The following is a 17158-nucleotide window of genomic DNA, read 5'->3' as shown; positions in this document are numbered from 1 at the left end:
AAACTTCGCTGATGCTGCGGCCTATGGCTTCTGTAGGATTAATACCAAACCATTGCGAATATTTTGAATTACAAAATACGTAACGCTGTTGTCGGTCAATCTGGCCAAGCAATACAGGTACATGTTCGGTGACAGTTAACAAGGTTTGTTGTTGCAGCTCTTTTTCCCGCGCCAGCAGCCTGCTTTGCATCAGGCTAACTGCTTGTTTTGCCAGTAGAATAAGCGCATTTTGCTGGGCTTCGGTAAGTTGTCTTGGTTTTGTGTCTACCACACATAACGTGCCAAGTGCGATACCGGGTTTTATCAGCAGCGGAGCACCGGCATAAAACCGGATGCCATTGTTTTGTGTGACATTCGGATTATCGGCAAAACGTGGGTCAAGGCTGGCGTCAGGGACGTAAGTTAACTGTTCAGGCTGCAAAATAGCGTGAGCGCAAAAAGAAGTTTCTCTGGTGGTTTCCGGATCCTCAATATTCAGCCGGGCTTTAAACCATTGCCGGTCTTTGTCAATCAGACTAATCACTGAAATTTCAGACTGGCAAATCAGTGCTGCCAGCTTGGTCAGCGCATCAAATTCCGGCTCAGCCTGCGTATCAAGAATTTGGAGCTGGTAAAGCAACTGCAGACGTTCGGCTTCATTAAGGGGTAAAGCTGGTTTCATAAAAACAGAGTACACCGGAACATTGATATCTCCAGTGTACGCCGATTTTAATATTGCGTGCTAAGCAGAAGCTAAAAAAACTAAGGTTGAGTGGCGGATGTGGTGACAGTTTTTGCTCTTTCGTCCAGTTGCAACCGGGCTTGCTGGCGTTCATGTTGTTGTTTTATCCGCAGCAGTGCAGCATATAACTGGGCAGAATTAAAAGGTTTAGCCGGGTCTATTAAATCACTGACATCTGAGCCTGACTGTTGTTGTAACGCCAGTAACAATGGCATATGGTTGGCGCGGATCAGTTCAGAGCGCATATCCTGATCTTCATTGCCGTCGGCAATACTGTAGCTTTTCATAAGCAAATCAATTGTTTCTACTTGCTTGCTGCTCGACTGCTGCTGTTGCTGTTGTTGCGCTTTCTGGCTTGCCAACCACTGTTGCTGCAGGTTGTTGATAGTCTCCATATGCCAGACATAAAACAGCATTGATGCAGCGCTGATGCCCAGACCAAAACCCCAGATAAACCCATTTTGTGCACGAATAAAAGACATGAAGAACTTCCCGCTGGCGGGGCAGCAGAGGCTGCCGGAAAAAGATCAGGCGACTGATCAGTCAGGCGCCCATCATCAGCGGCAGCTGCAATGCTGTCAACCAGGCAATGTAGTTTTGGCGTTTAACTGCTGCAAAACTACACGCAGTAACAAAGGACTTATTAACGATTCTGGCTAAAACGACTGACAGCAGCCTGATTGTTTGATTCGGCTTTGTCGGTGCTGCTTGCTCGATAACGTTCGGCTGGCTGGCGCAATGACATCTGACTGGCAATATCCCGCAATAACAACAGAATTTCTTCCTGGCGATCCTGCTGTGCCAGACGGGCCTGTTGATTCAAATGGCCATGCTGAAACAACTCATCTGCTTCAATATTTTGCACTGCTAATCGCGCAGCGCGGCTTTCAGAGAGCAGATCAGTCAATTTAATAGACACCACTATCAACGTCAGGGTAATCACCAGCAGCAAAAACATTATAAAAATCTGAACCAGTTCCATGGCATACATCCTTGATAAAACCCAAAACAGGGATAACCGCTTATAACACTGTTGCACAGCAACAGGCAATGTTAACGGCGACGGCCAGTATCCTTTGGCGGATAAACGAAAAAAACACGCAAAAAAAAGCCCCGGGTTCATTGAACTCAGGGCTTTTTAGCGCCTTTCGGCTTGTTGGTGGAGCTGGGGGGATTTGAACCACAATTATTCTCTTTATTATCAAAAGGTTTCATAGTTATTGGATTCTGCTCTAGCAACTGTTAGATTTAGGGTACAAAATTTTTTACTATTTGTCATTACTGATTCGAATAGAAAAATAGATTTTATTGACTATGTACTGAACAAGGAGAATTCATGGAGCGGGGTCTAATAACTTTTTTTAAAGTTACCGAATGTGGTTTTTATAGATATAAAGGCGGACAATCTGAGTTTGTAGAAGGTGGACTAGTGCCAACTTTAGAAGCCGTTTCGACGTGGCTTTCAGGTCGCGAAGTTGAAAATACGATTCCGTGGGATGCAAATAAATCACCACTTAGAACTCAAGTTTTTTGTAAATCCATTCATCATGATGTAAAAACAGGGGATTATTTATTTGTACTATGGAAAAAGTATGCAGATGATAGTGGAAGTGTAAATGGTATTCTCCCACGTTCAAAAGTAGGGGATACTGGAAAAGACTCACATAAGATAAAAACACAGTATGAGAATCAAAATTTAATACTTGGTGAACCTATGTATTACTGGTTTATACCAAGTGCAAACCTTGTTGCGTCGATAAAGTTTCCGAAGTCATTATGCGATTCAACGAGTGTTTTTGACTATATAAAGCGTTGTATGGATCTAAGAATTCCTCATGCCAGAAAAAAGGAAAGCGAAAGGGTTGCTTTTAATCAATACGCAAATAAGGATATTCTTGTAAAGAATGTTTCTTATTCTTCTGCGGATGGTAGTTACTCACTTAGATTTAAATTTAATGGGGAATTGAAAGAATTATCAATCAATGATGCAGGGCTGCTGGAACTATCTAAGAAGATAACTCATCTGGTCGTTAGGGAAACTATTAGCACTAACGTAGAGGTGGATAAGCATCCTGCATTTCATTTGTATGATAAGGTGTTTGGTAAGACAGATAAAACAATTAATAGAGAGAAGCAAGTTGAAATAGTTACAGAGCAATTTCTGAGTGTTGATGAATTGTCTGAAATAATCAAAACATACAATGATGAAATTGAACCAGACTCTGCGTGGAATAACATAGGATTTAAATCTGACGGTGTAGAAGGTCAAACGAAGTGGTTCAACAGTTATGTTGAAAGAAAACACATAAATGTTGATGAGTCTTCTAAGAAGGAAAGCTATTACCCTGCAGATGTTTTATTGTCAGTTATTTTGGGGCAAAGAAGTTCACTTATTGATTTTAAAGTCGAAGTTGACAGTGCTGTAAGTTCTTCTGGTTAAATATTAAAATAGAGATGGTGGGGGCATGAGATTATTTTTTATAAAAATTCTATGTATAATTTTTATTTCAACTTTTGTTTCTTTTTACGGGGTTGATTTAATTGTTATGAAGGATTTTGATGATTTATTGTCATCTATGGTTGATATATCATCAGCATTATTTGCGGCCGTAGGGATTTGGGTTGCTTATTTGTATCCTGAAGCCATATCAGTACTTACAGAGCGAAAAAATGTTACATTAATGAATGGTATTGATCACACAAGAAAGGTTGAGAAACTTGTGGTCAATATGCTGATTTCTGCATCAGTACTATTAGCAATATTGTTTTTGAAATTTTCACAGGTTTTTTTTGCCAATATTCCTTTTATTGTTGAATATAAAATAATATTCAAAGGCGTGGCGATTTTTTCTGTTTCTATGATGTGTTTAATGCAAGCATATTCGTTATTTTCGTTGATGCTTGTGAACGTGTCTTTTATCAGCAGATTGCATAATGTAAAGGGAGAAAGACAAGCTAGTGATGATTTATAGTGCATTAATCTAAGGTGTTAAAGTATTTTAACAGGTAAATGCTTAAGGTTTACGCTAGTGAACACGTATTCGGATGCTGCAATATGGTCGAAAATTTGAATTCAATTATCAATGTACTGAATTAATAGTAAAACGGTGATTATATGGCTGAAAAATCACAGCATGTTATGCGAGGTAGTGACGGAGGGTGGATTGTTAGAAAAGGAGGTAGCGATAAGGCGACAAAACGTTTTGAGACTCAGGAAGATGCTATAAAATGGGGACAGGACGTTGCAAAACGTCAGCATGCTGAATTTTATATTCATGGCGTAGATGGAAAAATTCGTGAAAAGAAAAGTTATGGCGAAGATCGAACTCCTCATAGAGGGGAAAAACGTTAATGGATGACTTTGAAATTAATGTGTTCGTAAATTGCCCTTTTGACGAAGATTATCGAGAAACCCTCCTAGCTATAGTCTTTTGTCTAAAATCAATTGACTTACGGCCGAGGTTATCACTTGAAAGGGTAGACGCAGCAGAAACTCGAATTGATAAGATTATCGGTCTAATTAAAGAGTCTAAATTTGGTATTCATGATCTTTCGAGAATGGTATCTAAAGTCGATAATGAGATATTCAGAATGAACATGCCTTTTGAACTAGGCATTGATTATGGTTGCCAAAAACTTAATGGTGCTCCATGGAGTTCGAAGCAATTGTTAATACTCGACTCAGAAAAGCACAGATTCAGGATGGCAATATCTGACCTTTCTGGTTCTGATATTAAAAGCCACGCTAACGACCCCTTAAATGCAACCAAAGTTGTAAGAGACTGGTTTAACGCAGTTTTGGGGCGTAGGTTAAAAAGCGGAAATGTTATTTGGCAGCGCTACAATGATTTTCAAGCATACTTATACGACGAACTAGTTGAAAATGATGGTCATCATAGCGTCAAAGACGTTGAAATAATTGAAATTATTCAGCATATGGACGTATGGCTTAATTTATGAAAAAGCCTCATATAGAGGCTTTCAGTTGGTTATCCTTTAGTTGATTTCGGATCATTTCCGTAGCTATATTTAGCACGTATTTGACCGTTATCACCTCTATGAATGGATACTTCCGATTGAACTTTGCGCGCTAATTCCCGAGTTGCCTCAAACGCTTCTTTCTGCGTGTCAGTAACGACACTTGCTCGACTTGCATCTTGACGTTTGCCACGCCATTTACCGTCAGCATCTTGATATACGTTGTAGTCAGTATCAGCCATTATGTTTACCTCTGGGTTTGTGAAAGTTTGTAACCGTTGGATCACCTATACGGTTGCCTGTCACCATTACAACCGCATAACGTTCATATGGGGATACATACAGTACTATTCAAGTAGGCTGTTTTATTTTTATACAAAACAAAAGAGTAATGGGTTCACAAAAGAATAATGGGGTAAGGTCTTGATTTTTTCCTTTTAAGTCTGATTGCAAGATGCAAGAACTTACCCTTTTGATTTTCTAGGTCTTTTTGATCAGAGTTCCGCAAAACAGCTGAAAATCTTGTAGGCGATGCAATATAACCATCTCCGCTACAGGCACTTGCAGTCGTTGATATTCATGCACAGCTATGTTCCTAAAACCTACCATTTTCTTTAGGTTATCTGCAAGCTCAGTTGGAATAAATCCAGCAGTAGCTAATAAGGTAAAAACATCCCGAGAACTCTGAGGCACACCGAGCTTATGCTTACGAATAAGATGCTGTCCCATATCCAGAGCGGCTTCACATGCGCGCTGGATATTTAAAATAGCGGCATCCTGACGGGTATAGTCGGTAGCAAAAGTGGCTGGGTCTTTGTTGTATTCTTCTCGGGCACGATTTACGCAGCGCTCAATAGTGGCGGCTTTATTAATTAAGACGTCATCGGGCAGGGGACTTTGATCAACGGCCATAAACAGAACCATCCTTTTGAATATCGGCCAGCACTCCGGCGCGGGCTTCGTTTAATGCGGTCATCTCTGAAAGCAAAGAAGATTCGTAACTGCCAATGCTGTTATCCACGGTAAACAAGCGCTCGCCTTTGGTCAGGATCTGGTATTGCATCACAGTGGAAGCGGCGCGAAAGTCGAGTAAATCTACTTCACAATTCACCAGCTCGGCCAAATCGCTGCTGATATCCCATAAATCAATAGGGTCAGCATAACCGGCCACCAGAACTGCCAAATCTAAATCACTTTTTTTATCGGCGGTGCCTTCAACCTGACTACCAAAAGCGTATATGGCCATCAGGTTTGGCAATCGGTTTTGCAAAAGCTGGACTATTAAAGGAAAGTTCACAGCAAACTCCAACTCAATGCGTTAACGGTATATACGCCATAGTAACTATTGATACCGTTAACGACAAATAAAGTCTGCATTTAACTTCTGTATTTAACAAAGGTTATGCCTAACCATCACAGGCGCAACCAGCCCCAACATTGCAGGTTTTTGACTTACTGATGCAACTGTCGCCACAGGCTTTACCTTTGCGGCATACCTTGCAGCATTCAGAACTGGCTGAAAGTTGGTTGTTGTTTTCCTGAAAAATACCGGCTAAATATTGGGATTTTGGCTGGTCAAGAAAATCAGCTGGTTGCTTAACTTCGCTGGTGATTTGTGGGTTTTCTAAACTGGTATTTTCGATTGTGGGCTCTGCAAAGGTGGCAAAGCTAATCAACATCACAAAGAGTAAAAACAGTGACCGCAATTTCATCTACATATCCTTTTGTATTTTTATTGGGGAATTACCCAAAACCAATATAAGTAAATGCTGAATAAATGCAATGGTGTGTTTAAATAATAAACAGATGCTATAAGCGAAGGCGGTGCTATGTGCGGCAGGCTGAATGTAACTGATAACCCTTTAGTGATTGGTTTGCTGGAAGAATTGGGTATACCACTTTGGCCTAATCCCATCAGAACAGGGCGATTTATCAGGGCTACCAATACTGTATCAGTAGTGCTGGAGCATAACGGCCAGCGCCGGTTGCAGGATGCAATCTGGTGGTTGTTGCTGGAACCCACAGATTCAGGCTTTAAACCCTCGCAATACACTTCGTTTAATACCCGTTCCGACAAATTACATACCAAAGGCAGCGCAGGTTTTACGGCATACCGGCAGCAACGCTGCATAATACCGGCATCAGGTTTTGGTGAAACTGAGGTGATTGATGGTAAATCGGTTTACCACGATTTTATCGGCGAAAAGGCGATTGCTTTTGGTGGTTTGTATAGCACCTGGCTCAATAAAGAAACTGGTGAATTGATATACTCCTGTTCCATTATCACCCTGCCGCCACACCCGAAGCTGCTGCCATACCACAGCAAGGCTATGCCACTGATGTTGCCACCCGAGCAACTTGATTTATGGTTGTCTCCAACCCAGCAAGATGTATCGGTATTTGATGATTTATTAAAGCCGGTATTACGGCAGCAACTGACAGGTTTTCAGATTGATAAACCAAGTCACTTTCAGCAAATAGGGCAGGAGTTTGTATTAGCTGCGGATTAAAAAATTATAGGTCAGGGCGGTCTGACTGATGCTTTGAGATTTTCTCAATATGTGCTGTTTTTAGATAGTTTCAAATTGTTAAGCCAGACAGCCACCACGGGTGCCCCGCCGCTAAGCGCGGTTCCTCCCCGTGGCAGCTGCTTGCATCCTTTAATCAATCCATTGTGCGTAAATGGTTCGGATCATGCCCCAATCTTTATGTCCCATCTGTTTTGCCAGCCAGCTTGGATCACATCCGGCAGTTAACTTGGTTGAAGCATAAGTGTGCCGGCAGGTATATGGCCGCTGGTAGGGCACACCCGCTCTTTTAAGTGCGGGTTTCCAGTGGCGATTCCGTGGTACAGCATCGTCTTTCCAAGGCTTCATATTGGCAGGGTTGATAAATACCCTTTCTTCCGGCTGGTTGCTGGGGTGATATTGTTGGATGTTGAGCAAGACTTGTAGTGCTTCGTCATCCAGATGGTGGGTACGATTGGAACTTTCAGTTTTAGTGCCAGCCAGTTTGCCATTGACGATAGATTGGCGGATATAAATACGCTTTTTCTCAAAATCAACGTCCTGCCAGCGTAACCCCAACTGCTCGCCGGTTCGCATACCCGTACTAAATGCAAAGATATAAAAGTCACGGGCAATGGGATCGGCAATGGCCTTGATAATTGCTTCGCGTTGATCTGGGTTAAAGGGGGTGACCCGCTTTGTCCGTTTTGGCAATGGTTCACATTTTTCGATGGGGTTGGAATCGATCACACTATCGTTAAATTGCTCTTTAAAGATGCCAAGCATAATTGAGCGTACTGCGTTTATAGACTTTGGTGACAGGGTAGATGACGCAGCCCATAACTTGAACATTGAGGGCTTAAATTCGGCCAATGTCAGTTGGCCAAAATTTGGCAGTACATGCGTTCTCACTTTACTGAGGTTTCCGCGATAAGTTGCCTGCGTCCAGTTTTTACTTTTGTGCTTAAACCAGATGTCGACGGATTCACTGATAGTGATATGCGCCGCTTTGTTCGGTGTATGCCGCAGTGCGCGTGGGCTATTGGGGAAGTGACTCAGGTAGTCAAATTTTCCCATATCTATTTCATACTGGATTTGGTCGCGTTTAAGTGCTGCTTCTTTTAAACGAGTTTTGGTTGGTGTGCCTCGGATAGTCTCGCGGCACCGTTCACCATTTAGCATAAAGTCGATACGGATAGAGCTTTCACCGGCATAGATGCCTTTAAATTCAGTTGGTTTCATGGCTTATTTCCCTGTGCCTATCCATTGTTGCAAAGCGGCCATATCAATAAAGATCCGGCCGTTTCGTTTCACCCAATGAACATCCATACGGATTTTGCCTTTCACACGCAGCGCATTGATAGCGTCCTTTGTCCAACCGATAAGCTCCGCACATTTTTCTACAGTGACCCAACGGATAGTCGTTGTTTGTGGGTCAGCGTTTTGATCTTGCATAAACCATTTCCTTAAGGCGTGCGCATACGACAACAGGCCTTGTTTCAAAGCTGATTGAATCAGACCATAGGGATAGTCTGAGCTAAGAGTTTTGAGGTTTTGGATGCTATTGATTAATAGTATGTATTTGCGCGGTGAGCCCGTAGGCAAGAGAGTGACGCTTGTGCGTTGAAACCGTATAGGTTGAAAGAGTGGCGCGCTGCTAAGTTTTAATTTCAGTATTTTATTTAATTGCCAGAACCAAGCGATGTTATTACACATCAATACATCAGTTCTGGAGTAAACCTCGTTGCTGAAATTAAAACAGAATTTTTTAGCCGTCAACGCAAATTTTTGAAAAATCATTCGTTGATTATCCGATAGTGGCGGTTAAATTCTGACTTTGTGAACTGGCAAACTCGGTCAATAAACTTCACGACCATTTCAACTTCTTCGTTTAAGGTCAGTACACCGCAGATAATTCCAAGGTTTTCCGGCAGGAACTTATCACCACGATCTTGTTTGATGACTGTGAGGTTTAGCAGTAGTACCACTTCATTTACGGTAAAACTGGTGCTTGGGGTATTCATCTTTTTATTCATTTTTTCATCCGTACAGTTATTTACACAAGTCCAAGGTTGCCACCTCACTCGACAGCACCAGCCCACCTAAAGGCGGGTTGGTGCTATCTCGGCTCGGCGGCGCAGATGAAAGAGACCATCTGCGCGTGCGGGTTTTAATAGTGATACCAAACAGCGACAGACCCGACAGCGCGGGTTTTCGTAATTCCTGATAGCGGTTTAGTGGGCAGCTTTGAATTTCTCCGCTTTGATAGTCGATAGATTCAGTGGCGCGGATTTCGTAGTAGGGGCTTATCAGATGCTCTTTGCGTTGTGTATCAACGGCATTCATGGCAAGACAAAACGCAGCCCAGTTCGAGGCGTCGGCAGCAGCATGGGCGGCATTAAATTCTTCTGTTTGATTTTCGCTTTGTTTTAGGCGGCGAAGTTCACGCCAGACTGTAACGCTTGCGCCACCTATTTGCTGGAACTGACGAATACCAGCAGCTTTAGACCATGCGTTAATTCGTGCAGCGACTAAATCAGATGGCTGGCCGCTGGTATCAGTTCCTACCGCGAAACCGTCGATGTTTTTGGCTATGTATTTGGCGATATATCCGGCGGCACTGCCTTTGGCGGGGTCAATATCAATAAATTTAACCCGATACTGCTTTGCGCCTCTTTCATCCGGCGAATCTTGCAGGCCGTAATGGGTGACCACTTCCTTAAAATGTTTAATTTGCTCGACTGGCATAAACAGCAATAAATGCCAGTGCGGGGTGCCATCGTGGTGCGGTTCTACTACCCGAAAGCCATAGGGTTTAATTTCGTCGCGGTCGAACTTGGCTCGGCATAGTTGCCAAACATGGTTTAGATAATCCTGTGCATCATTGATGCTGGAGCCGTCATAGGCTTGGTTCGGAATGCCGGTGGCATTGGTGGCGTGCATCCGTGACGGCGTAGTCAAAGTGGCAAATACGGCAGCATGGCCGCAGTATTGAGCGACTTCTTCAAATCCGCGAATTCTTACCATAAGCTCATGGCGGCGGATCACTGGATTGCTGATGTTGTGCGCTGCAATTTCAGAAAGTGGAATTCTGAAACCTTCGTCATTTTGCAGATAGGTGTTTTGCATGTATTGCTGGCTAAGCAGCTGATTTTGCCGATGGCGGTTCAGTGATACATCACCGCAATAAACCGCTCGGCGTTTCGAGACATAACCTAATGCTCGTTCGACTTGGTTAATTAGCGAGGCTGTTTTACGGCGAATACGACGCAGCCAGAATTTGGCATCTTGCAGGCGGTTTTTAATTTCCAGTTCGCTATAGGCCAGTTTGCCCAGTTGGTACTTTTCAAAATGGCTAATGGCAGTGCAGAGGTCGGCCGCTTTGCAAAAGTCAGCCTGTTTAATGGCGAAGTCTTTTAGCTTGGCATGGTCGATTGAGAAATCTAAATCATCAACCACCATCGCCTGATGAATCGTGTTGAGTAAATACAGCGCGTGGTTTTCTTCCACCAGCTGCTGATCAGCGAGGTATTTTTTTAGAATGTCGCGACTGGTAAAACTTGCGGGGGAGGGTAACTTGCGGCAAAAGTTGGCGCTGGGATGACAAAAGTTGGCACTGGAGTGACAATTTCCAGACGTGTCTGGACTGCTGTAGCCGAATTGATTGGCTGCTCGGTGGAGGTTTAAGCTATTGAATTTAGGGAGGATTTGAGAAGCGGCGCAGCTTGCGCCGCTCTCATTTGTGGTGGAGCTGGGGGGATTTGAACCCCCGTCCGAAAAACCTACGTCTTCAGTACTACATGCTTATCCATTCGTTTGGTTAACCCTATGAGCGCCGAATGGCAGGCTATCGTCGGGCGAGTCCGATTGGTTTTAGCATCTTGGCTCCGGACAAAGCCGCCATGCGATCCTATTAGGGGTGATCTTCCAGAGTCTCAGCTTATAGGCATGCGTGAGGGGAAGAGCATCTACCGCTTATTAGGCGGCGATTGCGTATGTTTCGTCGTTTGCGACTACTTTTTTGCGGCTTTTTACGAGGCCAACCGCCCCTCGGCATGCACTTAGGAGTTCGTGAATCCCGTCGAATCCAGTATCAGCCCCGAATTCTTCGTGAAGCGAACGCTTCAGTAACTTGGGCATTCTACGCCCTGACATCGGGAGCGGCAAGCAATGCTTGTTGGCTTTGCTGCTTTATCCGACGCCTTGTGTACTAAATGGTGATTAATTCACCACTTTCAACCCTTCACTGCAAATAAAACCATCTATAGCGGTTTAACGCTTGGAATGTTTCATCATCCGTTCTTTTTCACGAGACCAATCGCGGTCTTTAATATCATCGCGTTTATCAAATTCGCGTTTACCTTTGGCCAGATAAAACTCAAGTTTTACCCATGGCCCTTTCCAATACATGGAGGTTGCAATCAGTGTAAAGCCGTCACGTTCAGTGGCGCCAATCAGTTTGTTTAGCTCACGTTTGTTCAGCAGTAATTTACGGGACCGCTCCGGGTCGCATATCACATGGCTGGACGCGCTGTTTAGAGGCGTAATAATGGCGCCAAATAAATAAGCTTCACCATTTTTGATAATGACGTAAGAGTCAGAAATATTGGCTTTGCCCTGGCGGATACTTTTAATTTCCCAGCCTTGTAACGCCATACCGCCTTCAAAACGGTCCTGCAAAAAATATTCGTGCCGGGCTTTTCTGTTGGTGGCAATAGTGCCGCCGTCATTGGTTTTATTAGATTTTTTACTCATGCTTGCTCAAAATGCGCTTGAAAGTGCAACATGGCGAAATGCGTGGAGCCATGGCGGTGAAACTTGTTACAGGTGCAGATTCTGCTACAATCGCCGACCTGATTCAGGGGAGTGAGTATGCCACAAATTGAACGTAGCGCGTTGGTTTTTTATAGCAGCCGGCAGATGTTTGAGCTGGTGACCGACGTGCCGTCTTACCCGCAGTTTTTGCCAGGTTGCAGTGCTGCAGCGGTGTTATCGTTGGATGGCAATATACAAACCGCCAGTCTGCAAGTTTCCAAAGCCGGTATCAGCAAAACCTTTACCACCCGCAATACCATGATCCCCTTTGAACGTCTTGATATGCGGCTGGTCGACGGGCCTTTTAAATATTTGCGCGGCGGCTGGCAGTTTATTCCATTAAGTGACGAAGCCTGCAAAGTGGTGCTGGCACTGGAGTTTGAGTTTTCCAGTAAATTGGTGGAATTTGCTTTTGGCAAAATTTTTAATGAGCTGACCATGTCAATGGTGCAGGCTTTTACCCAGCGCGCTAAACAGGTGTATGGAGAACAACATGGCTGAACAAATTGCAGTTGAAGTGGCTTACGCTTTACCGGAGCGGCAAACCTTGTTGAGCCTTATGGTTTCACCTGAGAGTACTGTGCAGCAAATTATTGAACACAGTGGTATTTTGCACACGCATCCGGATATTGATTTAACAAAAAATAAAGTGGGTATCTGGAGTCGCACTGTCAGGCTGGATGAGCGCGCTCGTGCCGGAGATCGTATTGAAATTTACCGGCCTTTAATTGCCGATCCCAAAGATATGCGCAGACGCCGTGCCGAAAAAGCCAAAGAAGAAGGCAGGGCAGATAAAACAACGGGTGGCAGGCCTCAGCATCATAGTGCTGATGACTAAGGTTGTTAAATCACAACAGCCGGCATTGTTGTTTTGATAAAATTTACTATCTAAGTGATTGATAGGTAGTAACTTTAATGAGCTGCAACACCTGGTGGCAACGGGTTTGCAGTCAAGGATTTGGCTACCACAAACATGGTAGACATCTATAGTACTGACATCATGTTGAGGCTAAAGGTCACAATACCAAATGCTGAGTGATTTCAGTGAGCAATAAAAAAGGACATGTTTAATACATGTCCTTTTTTGTCTGGCAAAACCGCGTTTAGCTGTTTGTCGCTGCCAAAAGGGCTTGAACCATTATTTATCGAGCGGCGTATTAAAATCTTTTGGAATTTCAAAATCACCGGTCATTTTCACCAATTTATTGTCGGCAAAATTTAACACCACTTGCTTTTGAAAATCACGATCGCCGGTGCCACTTTTCAGTGAATAAAAATAATGCCAGACATTGTCGTCAAAGCTGTTTTCGGCAACAGGGTTACCTAAAACAAACTGCACTTGTTCTTTGCTCATCGCGATACGTAATTTATCAATGTCTTTTTGTTCCAGAAAGTTGCCTTGTGGCACATCAATCCGGTAAATCCAATTGCTGCAGGCCGACATTGATAAGGCACAACAGGCGGCAATCAGCCATTTGCTGATTGATTTTGAGAATACAGCTGCCATAACACTCTTCATTTTTTAAGTAAGACTTGCATCATACCGCAAGCATGGGGGGAGATTAAACCCTTCATCCTTGAAGATTCGGGGTTGTTTGCCACCTTCGCTCACCCCGGTCACATAGAACAGCTATGTTCCCGTGGATTTGTTCAGTTGCCGCGGTTCCACCGTGGCCATCCCGAATCACCAATGATTTTGGGTTTAAAAGCTTCCATCTGACTCAGGGTGTGCATAAAAGTTCGCGCGCATTAGCAATTGCACTGGCGCTGACATTTTCACCTGCCAATAAACGGGCAATTTCCTGCACCCTTTCGTCGTCAAATAAGGTCCGCATTCTGGTTTCAGTGTGAACACCGTCGGTATATTTTTCAACAAACATTTGTTGATGACCCTGGCTGGCCACCTGTGGCAAGTGGGTGACACAAATCACCTGAGTAGAAGCACCCAGCTGGCGCAACAACCGGCCAACACCTGCAGCAACAGGACCGCTGATGCCTACATCTACTTCATCAAAAATTAAGGTAGGGGTTGTGACTTTGTCGGCCAGAATCACCTGCACAGCAAGGCTTATGCGGGATAATTCACCACCGGACGCCACTTTATGCATAGGTTGCAGCGGCTGGCCAGGGTTGGTGCTGACCATAAAGTCGATATGGTCGGTGCCAAGGGCATTGGCTTTATCCAGTGCCAAAGGCTGCACCACAATTTCAAAACGGGCATTGTGCATACTGAGCTCTGCCATACTGCGTTCAATTTTATGGCTGAGCTCCAAAGCCGCTTGTTGCCGCTCCTGACTGAGCTGAGCAGCAGCCTCACTATAACTGCGGGCCGCCTGGGCTATGGTTAAATTCAGTTCAGCTAAACGTTCGTCGTCACCTGCCAGTTGTTGTAGTTGCTGGGCTAAATGCTGATGGTGCAAAAACAGCTGATCGTTTGGTACCTGATGTTTGCGGCTTAAAGTGAGCCAGGCGCTTAAACGCTCGTTTATTTCGCTTAAACGCTCAGGATCTACTTCTACTTTTTCCCCATAACGACGCAGTTCGCGGCTGGCTTCTTCCACCTGCACCAAAGCTTCCTGCAACATTTGTTCAATGCCACTGAGTTTGGCGTCCACTGCACTTGCATCGGCCAATAGGTAGCTCGCTTGTTTGAGTAAACTCAGTGCATTGCCTTCTTCACAGTCAATCAAAAGCTCCAGCCCTTGCTGGCTGGCCTCTATTAAACCTGCGCTATGGCTTAAACGCTGATGTTCAGCTTCAAGTTCGGCAAATTCGTCTTGTTGTGGTGCAAACTGGTCAAGCTCTGCCACCTGATATTCTAATAATTGACGTTGTGCTTCCCGTTGTTGTTGTGAAGTCAGCAGCTCCTGATATTCCTGTTTTAACTGCTGCCAGTCTTTCCACAGTTGTTTCACTGAACTTAATAACAGCGGGTGATCGGCAAAAGCATCCAGCAACTGGCGTTGATGTTCTGACTTTAATAACAGCTGATGGGCATGCTGGCCATGAATACTTAATAACAACTGGCCGAGACTTTTGAGTTGTTGTGCCGGTACCTGCACGCCATTGATATAACCACGGGAACGGCCTTCACTGCCGACTACACGGCGCACTATACATTCCTGGCCCATGGCTAAGTCTTGCTGCGCCAGCCACTGTTGTGCTGCTGGTAAGTTACTGATATCAAAGGTTGCTACTAAATCGGCTTTGTCGGCGCCAGGGCGCACCACAAAACCATCGGCACGTTCGCCAAGGCAAAGTGCTAAAGCATCCAGTGAAATAGATTTACCGGCACCGGTTTCACCCGTGATAGTGGTCATGCCGGGTTGCCATTCAATTTCCAGAGCCCGGACTATGGCAAAGTTACTGATATGAAGATGGGTAAGCATGGCGCGGCCTGTGATTATGAACAGTGAAATTAGTTAACTGTGAATTTATACAGTAATTATCAAACTGACAAGCAGGTCTGGAAAAAAAATTCTAATGGGTTGATTTCATAGCTTATTGAACAAAACAAGTGCAGCACATTAAACGCAAAACGTACACAAAACATAAACGCCAAACTTAAACAGCAACGCAAAACTTAATAAAGTTTTGCGCCCCAGCCGAGTTTATTACGCAGCACATTAAAATAACTGTAACCAGGCGGATGCACCAGTTTCAGTGGTTTAGGGTGTTTGCGGATAACAATTTCATCACCCGGCATCACCGCCAGTATCACATGGCTGTCGCAGCTGATTTGCAAATGAGCGTCGTTACTTGGTGCAACTTTGAGGCGGATTTCGCTGTTGCCGGACACCACCAGCGGCCTGCTGCTTAAGGTGTGTGGAAACATCGGCACTAAACTCATCGCATCCAGCTCGGGCGTTAAAATAGGGCCGCCACCAGACAATGAATAAGCGGTAGAGCCTGTTGGTGTGCTGACAATCAGGCCGTCAGAGCGCTGGCTGAATACAAACTCACCATTAATATAAGCTTCAAATTCAATCATATGCGCTACTTTGTCGGCATGAAGCACGGCTTCATTGACGGCGCTGTTGCTGCTTTTAATGCTGTCGTGGCGATGGACTTCAATTTCCAGCAGATTGCGGTGTTCATTCACATAATTGCCGGCCAGCACTTCAGCCAGAGGCACCTGAAAACTTTCGGGTGATAAGTCGGTTAAAAAACCTAAATTACCGCGGTTTACACCAAGCACAGCCACACCAAAACGCGCCAGCACCCTGGCTGCACCCAGCATATTGCCGTCGCCACCGACCACTATGGCTAAATCGCAGTTTTTGCCTAAATCCACCAGATCCATGGCTTGTACATCAGGTAAACCTAAAGAACCCGCCACTTTTTCTTCAACATACACCTGTAACTGATACTGTTTTAAAAAGTGATACAGGCTTACCAGAGTGTGATTGGCGCCCTGATGATTTGGTTTACCAATCAGGCCGATAGTGCGAAAAGCGTGGCTCATAGCTTGTTGATCCAGCGAAGATTTTGTTTGAGTATACAAAGTGTGACAAGGCAGCACCAGCACCACGGCGGCGGTTGAGTTAGTTTTGTGCGGATGGTTGTTTTTTTAGCGCAAGTCCCCACTATAAACGGGTATTTATTCACAGGTGGCAGTATGACGGCAGGGCTGAGTCGTTCAGAGCTTATTCTGAAACTCATCGTAGAACAGTATCTGGCTGATGGTTCGCCGGTATCGTCGAAGTTAATTGCGGAAAATGCCGCTTTGCAGGTGAGCTCGGCGACTGTGCGTAACAGCATGGTGCAACTGGAGCAGCTGGGGCTTATTCGTTCACCCCATACTTCGGCCGGCCGTATTCCTACCACTCAGGGCATCCGGCTTTTTATCGACAAAATGCTGCAGCTGGAACCTTTGCCTTCGCGTTGGCTGAACGACATTCAGCAACATCTGGTGCCGCAGTTGCCAGTGTCTTTGTTATGCCAAAAAGCCGGTCAGCTGCTTGCCAACCTGACAGGTTTAGTCAGTATTTTTAGTGCGCCCAAAGCGGCAGGCCGGGTCATTCGTCAGGTAGATTTAGTACGTCTGGCAGCCGATCGCTTATTGCTGGTAGTGATTGATGAAGAAGGCGACATTTTGCACCGGGTGTTGTGGCAACCCCAGGGCATAGATGCCAAC

At 44.7% G+C, this 17158-nt stretch carries 21 protein-coding genes, 1 other RNA gene and 1 pseudogene; 8 read left to right on the top strand and 15 right to left on the bottom strand.

Annotated features, from left to right (window positions below; translation table 11 throughout):
- The 3 genes from RCH83_RS15645 to RCH83_RS15635 all read right to left on the bottom strand — a co-directional run.
- Positions 1 to 661, bottom strand: a 661-nt coding sequence (locus RCH83_RS15645; protein ID WP_306523715.1) for a GAF domain-containing protein, incomplete at its 3' end; no start/stop codon positions are given.
- Positions 662 to 741: 80 nt separating this feature from the next.
- A complete protein-coding gene (locus RCH83_RS15640; RefSeq protein ID WP_306523714.1) occupies positions 742 to 1203 on the bottom strand; it encodes a hypothetical protein in 462 nt (153 codons plus the stop codon).
- Between the two features lie 161 nt (positions 1204 to 1364).
- Positions 1365 to 1703 carry a hypothetical protein gene (locus tag RCH83_RS15635; protein WP_306523713.1) on the bottom strand — a complete coding sequence of 113 codons (339 nt, stop codon included), beginning with the start codon at positions 1701 to 1703 and terminating at the stop codon, positions 1365 to 1367.
- A gap of 354 nt (positions 1704 to 2057) precedes the next feature.
- On the opposite strand from RCH83_RS15635, the gene RCH83_RS15630 reads away from it, so the two are divergent.
- From RCH83_RS15630 to RCH83_RS15615, 4 genes are all read left to right on the top strand, one after another.
- Complete coding sequence (locus RCH83_RS15630; RefSeq protein ID WP_306523712.1) at positions 2058 to 3161, top strand: hypothetical protein; 1104 nt, start codon at positions 2058 to 2060, stop codon at positions 3159 to 3161.
- A gap of 25 nt (positions 3162 to 3186) precedes the next feature.
- Positions 3187 to 3693 carry a hypothetical protein gene (locus RCH83_RS15625; protein ID WP_306523711.1) on the top strand — a complete coding sequence of 169 codons (507 nt, stop codon included), beginning with the start codon at positions 3187 to 3189 and terminating at the stop codon, positions 3691 to 3693.
- Positions 3694 to 3836: 143 nt separating this feature from the next.
- Positions 3837 to 4073: a DUF2188 domain-containing protein gene (locus RCH83_RS15620; protein WP_306523710.1), complete on the top strand. Its 237-nt coding sequence runs from the start codon at positions 3837 to 3839 to the stop codon at positions 4071 to 4073.
- Positions 4073 to 4681: a hypothetical protein gene (locus RCH83_RS15615; protein WP_306523709.1), complete on the top strand. Its 609-nt coding sequence runs from the start codon at positions 4073 to 4075 to the stop codon at positions 4679 to 4681. The genes RCH83_RS15620 and RCH83_RS15615 overlap by 1 nt, the downstream gene beginning before the upstream one ends.
- Before the next feature lie 29 nt (positions 4682 to 4710).
- Here the strand turns inward: RCH83_RS15615 and RCH83_RS15610 are convergent, their stop codons facing one another.
- The 3 genes from RCH83_RS15610 to RCH83_RS15600 all read right to left on the bottom strand — a co-directional run bounded on the left by RCH83_RS15610 (position 4711) and on the right by RCH83_RS15600 (position 5996).
- Entirely contained in the window at positions 4711 to 4941 is a 231-nt protein-coding gene (locus RCH83_RS15610) for a DUF2188 domain-containing protein (protein WP_306523708.1), read from the bottom strand.
- Between the two features lie 238 nt (positions 4942 to 5179).
- Positions 5180 to 5611 (bottom strand): DUF86 domain-containing protein, encoded by a 432-nt coding sequence (locus tag RCH83_RS15605; protein WP_306523707.1) that lies wholly within the window; start codon positions 5609 to 5611, stop codon positions 5180 to 5182.
- Positions 5601 to 5996, bottom strand: coding sequence for a nucleotidyltransferase domain-containing protein (locus RCH83_RS15600; RefSeq protein ID WP_306523706.1), 396 nt, complete (start codon positions 5994 to 5996; stop codon positions 5601 to 5603). Before RCH83_RS15600 ends, RCH83_RS15605 begins: the two co-directional genes overlap by 11 nt.
- Before the next feature lie 532 nt (positions 5997 to 6528).
- On the opposite strand from RCH83_RS15600, the gene RCH83_RS15595 reads away from it, so the two are divergent.
- Positions 6529 to 7209, top strand: coding sequence for an SOS response-associated peptidase (locus RCH83_RS15595; RefSeq protein WP_306523705.1), 681 nt, complete (start codon positions 6529 to 6531; stop codon positions 7207 to 7209).
- 150 nt (positions 7210 to 7359) lie between these two features.
- On the opposite strand, the gene RCH83_RS15590 is transcribed toward RCH83_RS15595, so the two are convergent.
- The 6 genes from RCH83_RS15590 to smpB form a co-directional block, all read right to left on the bottom strand.
- Positions 7360 to 8448, bottom strand: coding sequence for a tyrosine-type recombinase/integrase (locus RCH83_RS15590; RefSeq protein ID WP_306523704.1), 1089 nt, complete (start codon positions 8446 to 8448; stop codon positions 7360 to 7362).
- Between the two features lie 3 nt (positions 8449 to 8451).
- Positions 8452 to 8661 (bottom strand): hypothetical protein, encoded by a 210-nt coding sequence (locus tag RCH83_RS15585; RefSeq protein WP_306523703.1) that lies wholly within the window; start codon positions 8659 to 8661, stop codon positions 8452 to 8454.
- Positions 8662 to 9002: 341 nt separating this feature from the next.
- Positions 9003 to 9230: a hypothetical protein gene (locus RCH83_RS15580; protein ID WP_306523702.1), complete on the bottom strand. Its 228-nt coding sequence runs from the start codon at positions 9228 to 9230 to the stop codon at positions 9003 to 9005.
- Between the two features lie 28 nt (positions 9231 to 9258).
- Positions 9259 to 10716 carry a replication endonuclease gene (locus RCH83_RS15575; RefSeq protein WP_306523701.1) on the bottom strand — a complete coding sequence of 486 codons (1458 nt, stop codon included), beginning with the start codon at positions 10714 to 10716 and terminating at the stop codon, positions 9259 to 9261.
- Positions 10717 to 10949: 233 nt separating this feature from the next.
- Positions 10950 to 11307, bottom strand: a transfer-messenger RNA (tmRNA) gene (gene ssrA, locus RCH83_RS15570).
- 171 nt (positions 11308 to 11478) lie between these two features.
- On the bottom strand, positions 11479 to 11961 hold the full coding sequence (smpB, locus tag RCH83_RS15565; protein WP_306523700.1) for an SsrA-binding protein SmpB: 483 nt from the start codon (positions 11959 to 11961) through the stop codon (positions 11479 to 11481).
- 117 nt (positions 11962 to 12078) lie between these two features.
- On the opposite strand from smpB, the gene RCH83_RS15560 reads away from it, so the two are divergent.
- Positions 12079 to 12522 (top strand): type II toxin-antitoxin system RatA family toxin, encoded by a 444-nt coding sequence (locus tag RCH83_RS15560; protein WP_306523699.1) that lies wholly within the window; start codon positions 12079 to 12081, stop codon positions 12520 to 12522.
- Positions 12515 to 12859: an RnfH family protein gene (locus RCH83_RS15555; protein ID WP_306523698.1), complete on the top strand. Its 345-nt coding sequence runs from the start codon at positions 12515 to 12517 to the stop codon at positions 12857 to 12859. Before RCH83_RS15560 ends, RCH83_RS15555 begins: the two co-directional genes overlap by 8 nt.
- 300 nt (positions 12860 to 13159) lie before the next feature.
- On the opposite strand, the gene RCH83_RS15550 is transcribed toward RCH83_RS15555, so the two are convergent.
- The 3 genes from RCH83_RS15550 to nadK all read right to left on the bottom strand — a co-directional run bounded on the left by RCH83_RS15550 (position 13160) and on the right by nadK (position 16486).
- Positions 13160 to 13528, bottom strand: coding sequence for an outer membrane protein assembly factor BamE (locus tag RCH83_RS15550; RefSeq protein WP_306523697.1), 369 nt, complete (start codon positions 13526 to 13528; stop codon positions 13160 to 13162).
- Between the two features lie 214 nt (positions 13529 to 13742).
- Positions 13743 to 15410, bottom strand: coding sequence for a DNA repair protein RecN (gene recN, locus RCH83_RS15545; protein WP_306523696.1), 1668 nt, complete (start codon positions 15408 to 15410; stop codon positions 13743 to 13745).
- A gap of 194 nt (positions 15411 to 15604) precedes the next feature.
- A complete protein-coding gene (gene nadK / locus RCH83_RS15540; RefSeq protein WP_306523695.1) occupies positions 15605 to 16486 on the bottom strand; it encodes an NAD(+) kinase in 882 nt (293 codons plus the stop codon).
- A gap of 153 nt (positions 16487 to 16639) precedes the next feature.
- Between nadK and RCH83_RS15535 the strand changes: the two are divergent.
- Positions 16640 to 17158 (top strand): annotated as a pseudogene (locus RCH83_RS15535) (heat-inducible transcription repressor HrcA); the annotation flags it as partial.

This window comes from Rheinheimera sp., assembly GCF_030824435.1.
Taxonomy (GTDB): domain Bacteria; phylum Pseudomonadota; class Gammaproteobacteria; order Enterobacterales; family Alteromonadaceae; genus Pararheinheimera.
This window is presented reverse-complemented; position numbering and strand designations above follow the sequence as displayed.

Excerpts from the sequence above, each read along its gene's own strand:
- RCH83_RS15635 (WP_306523713.1), bottom strand. The coding sequence starts at position 1,703 with ATGGAACTGGTTCAGATTTTTATAATGTTTTTGCTGCTGGTGATTACC.
- RCH83_RS15580 (WP_306523702.1), bottom strand. The coding sequence starts at position 9,230 with ATGAATACCCCAAGCACCAGTTTTACCGTAAATGAAGTGGTACTACTG.
- RCH83_RS15560 (WP_306523699.1), top strand. The coding sequence starts at position 12,079 with ATGCCACAAATTGAACGTAGCGCGTTGGTTTTTTATAGCAGCCGGCAG.
- RCH83_RS15585 (WP_306523703.1), bottom strand. The coding sequence starts at position 8,661 with ATGCAAGATCAAAACGCTGACCCACAAACAACGACTATCCGTTGGGTC.
- RCH83_RS15610 (WP_306523708.1), bottom strand. The coding sequence starts at position 4,941 with ATGGCTGATACTGACTACAACGTATATCAAGATGCTGACGGTAAATGG.
- smpB (WP_306523700.1), bottom strand. The coding sequence starts at position 11,961 with ATGAGTAAAAAATCTAATAAAACCAATGACGGCGGCACTATTGCCACC.
- RCH83_RS15615 (WP_306523709.1), top strand. The coding sequence starts at position 4,073 with ATGGATGACTTTGAAATTAATGTGTTCGTAAATTGCCCTTTTGACGAA.
- RCH83_RS15595 (WP_306523705.1), top strand. The coding sequence starts at position 6,529 with ATGTGCGGCAGGCTGAATGTAACTGATAACCCTTTAGTGATTGGTTTG.
- recN (WP_306523696.1), bottom strand. The coding sequence starts at position 15,410 with ATGCTTACCCATCTTCATATCAGTAACTTTGCCATAGTCCGGGCTCTG.
- RCH83_RS15625 (WP_306523711.1), top strand. The coding sequence starts at position 3,187 with ATGAGATTATTTTTTATAAAAATTCTATGTATAATTTTTATTTCAACT.
- RCH83_RS15555 (WP_306523698.1), top strand. The coding sequence starts at position 12,515 with ATGGCTGAACAAATTGCAGTTGAAGTGGCTTACGCTTTACCGGAGCGG.
- RCH83_RS15620 (WP_306523710.1), top strand. The coding sequence starts at position 3,837 with ATGGCTGAAAAATCACAGCATGTTATGCGAGGTAGTGACGGAGGGTGG.
- nadK (WP_306523695.1), bottom strand. The coding sequence starts at position 16,486 with ATGAGCCACGCTTTTCGCACTATCGGCCTGATTGGTAAACCAAATCAT.
- RCH83_RS15630 (WP_306523712.1), top strand. The coding sequence starts at position 2,058 with ATGGAGCGGGGTCTAATAACTTTTTTTAAAGTTACCGAATGTGGTTTT.
- RCH83_RS15550 (WP_306523697.1), bottom strand. The coding sequence starts at position 13,528 with ATGGCAGCTGTATTCTCAAAATCAATCAGCAAATGGCTGATTGCCGCC.
- RCH83_RS15605 (WP_306523707.1), bottom strand. The coding sequence starts at position 5,611 with ATGGCCGTTGATCAAAGTCCCCTGCCCGATGACGTCTTAATTAATAAA.
- RCH83_RS15640 (WP_306523714.1), bottom strand. The coding sequence starts at position 1,203 with ATGTCTTTTATTCGTGCACAAAATGGGTTTATCTGGGGTTTTGGTCTG.
- RCH83_RS15590 (WP_306523704.1), bottom strand. The coding sequence starts at position 8,448 with ATGAAACCAACTGAATTTAAAGGCATCTATGCCGGTGAAAGCTCTATC.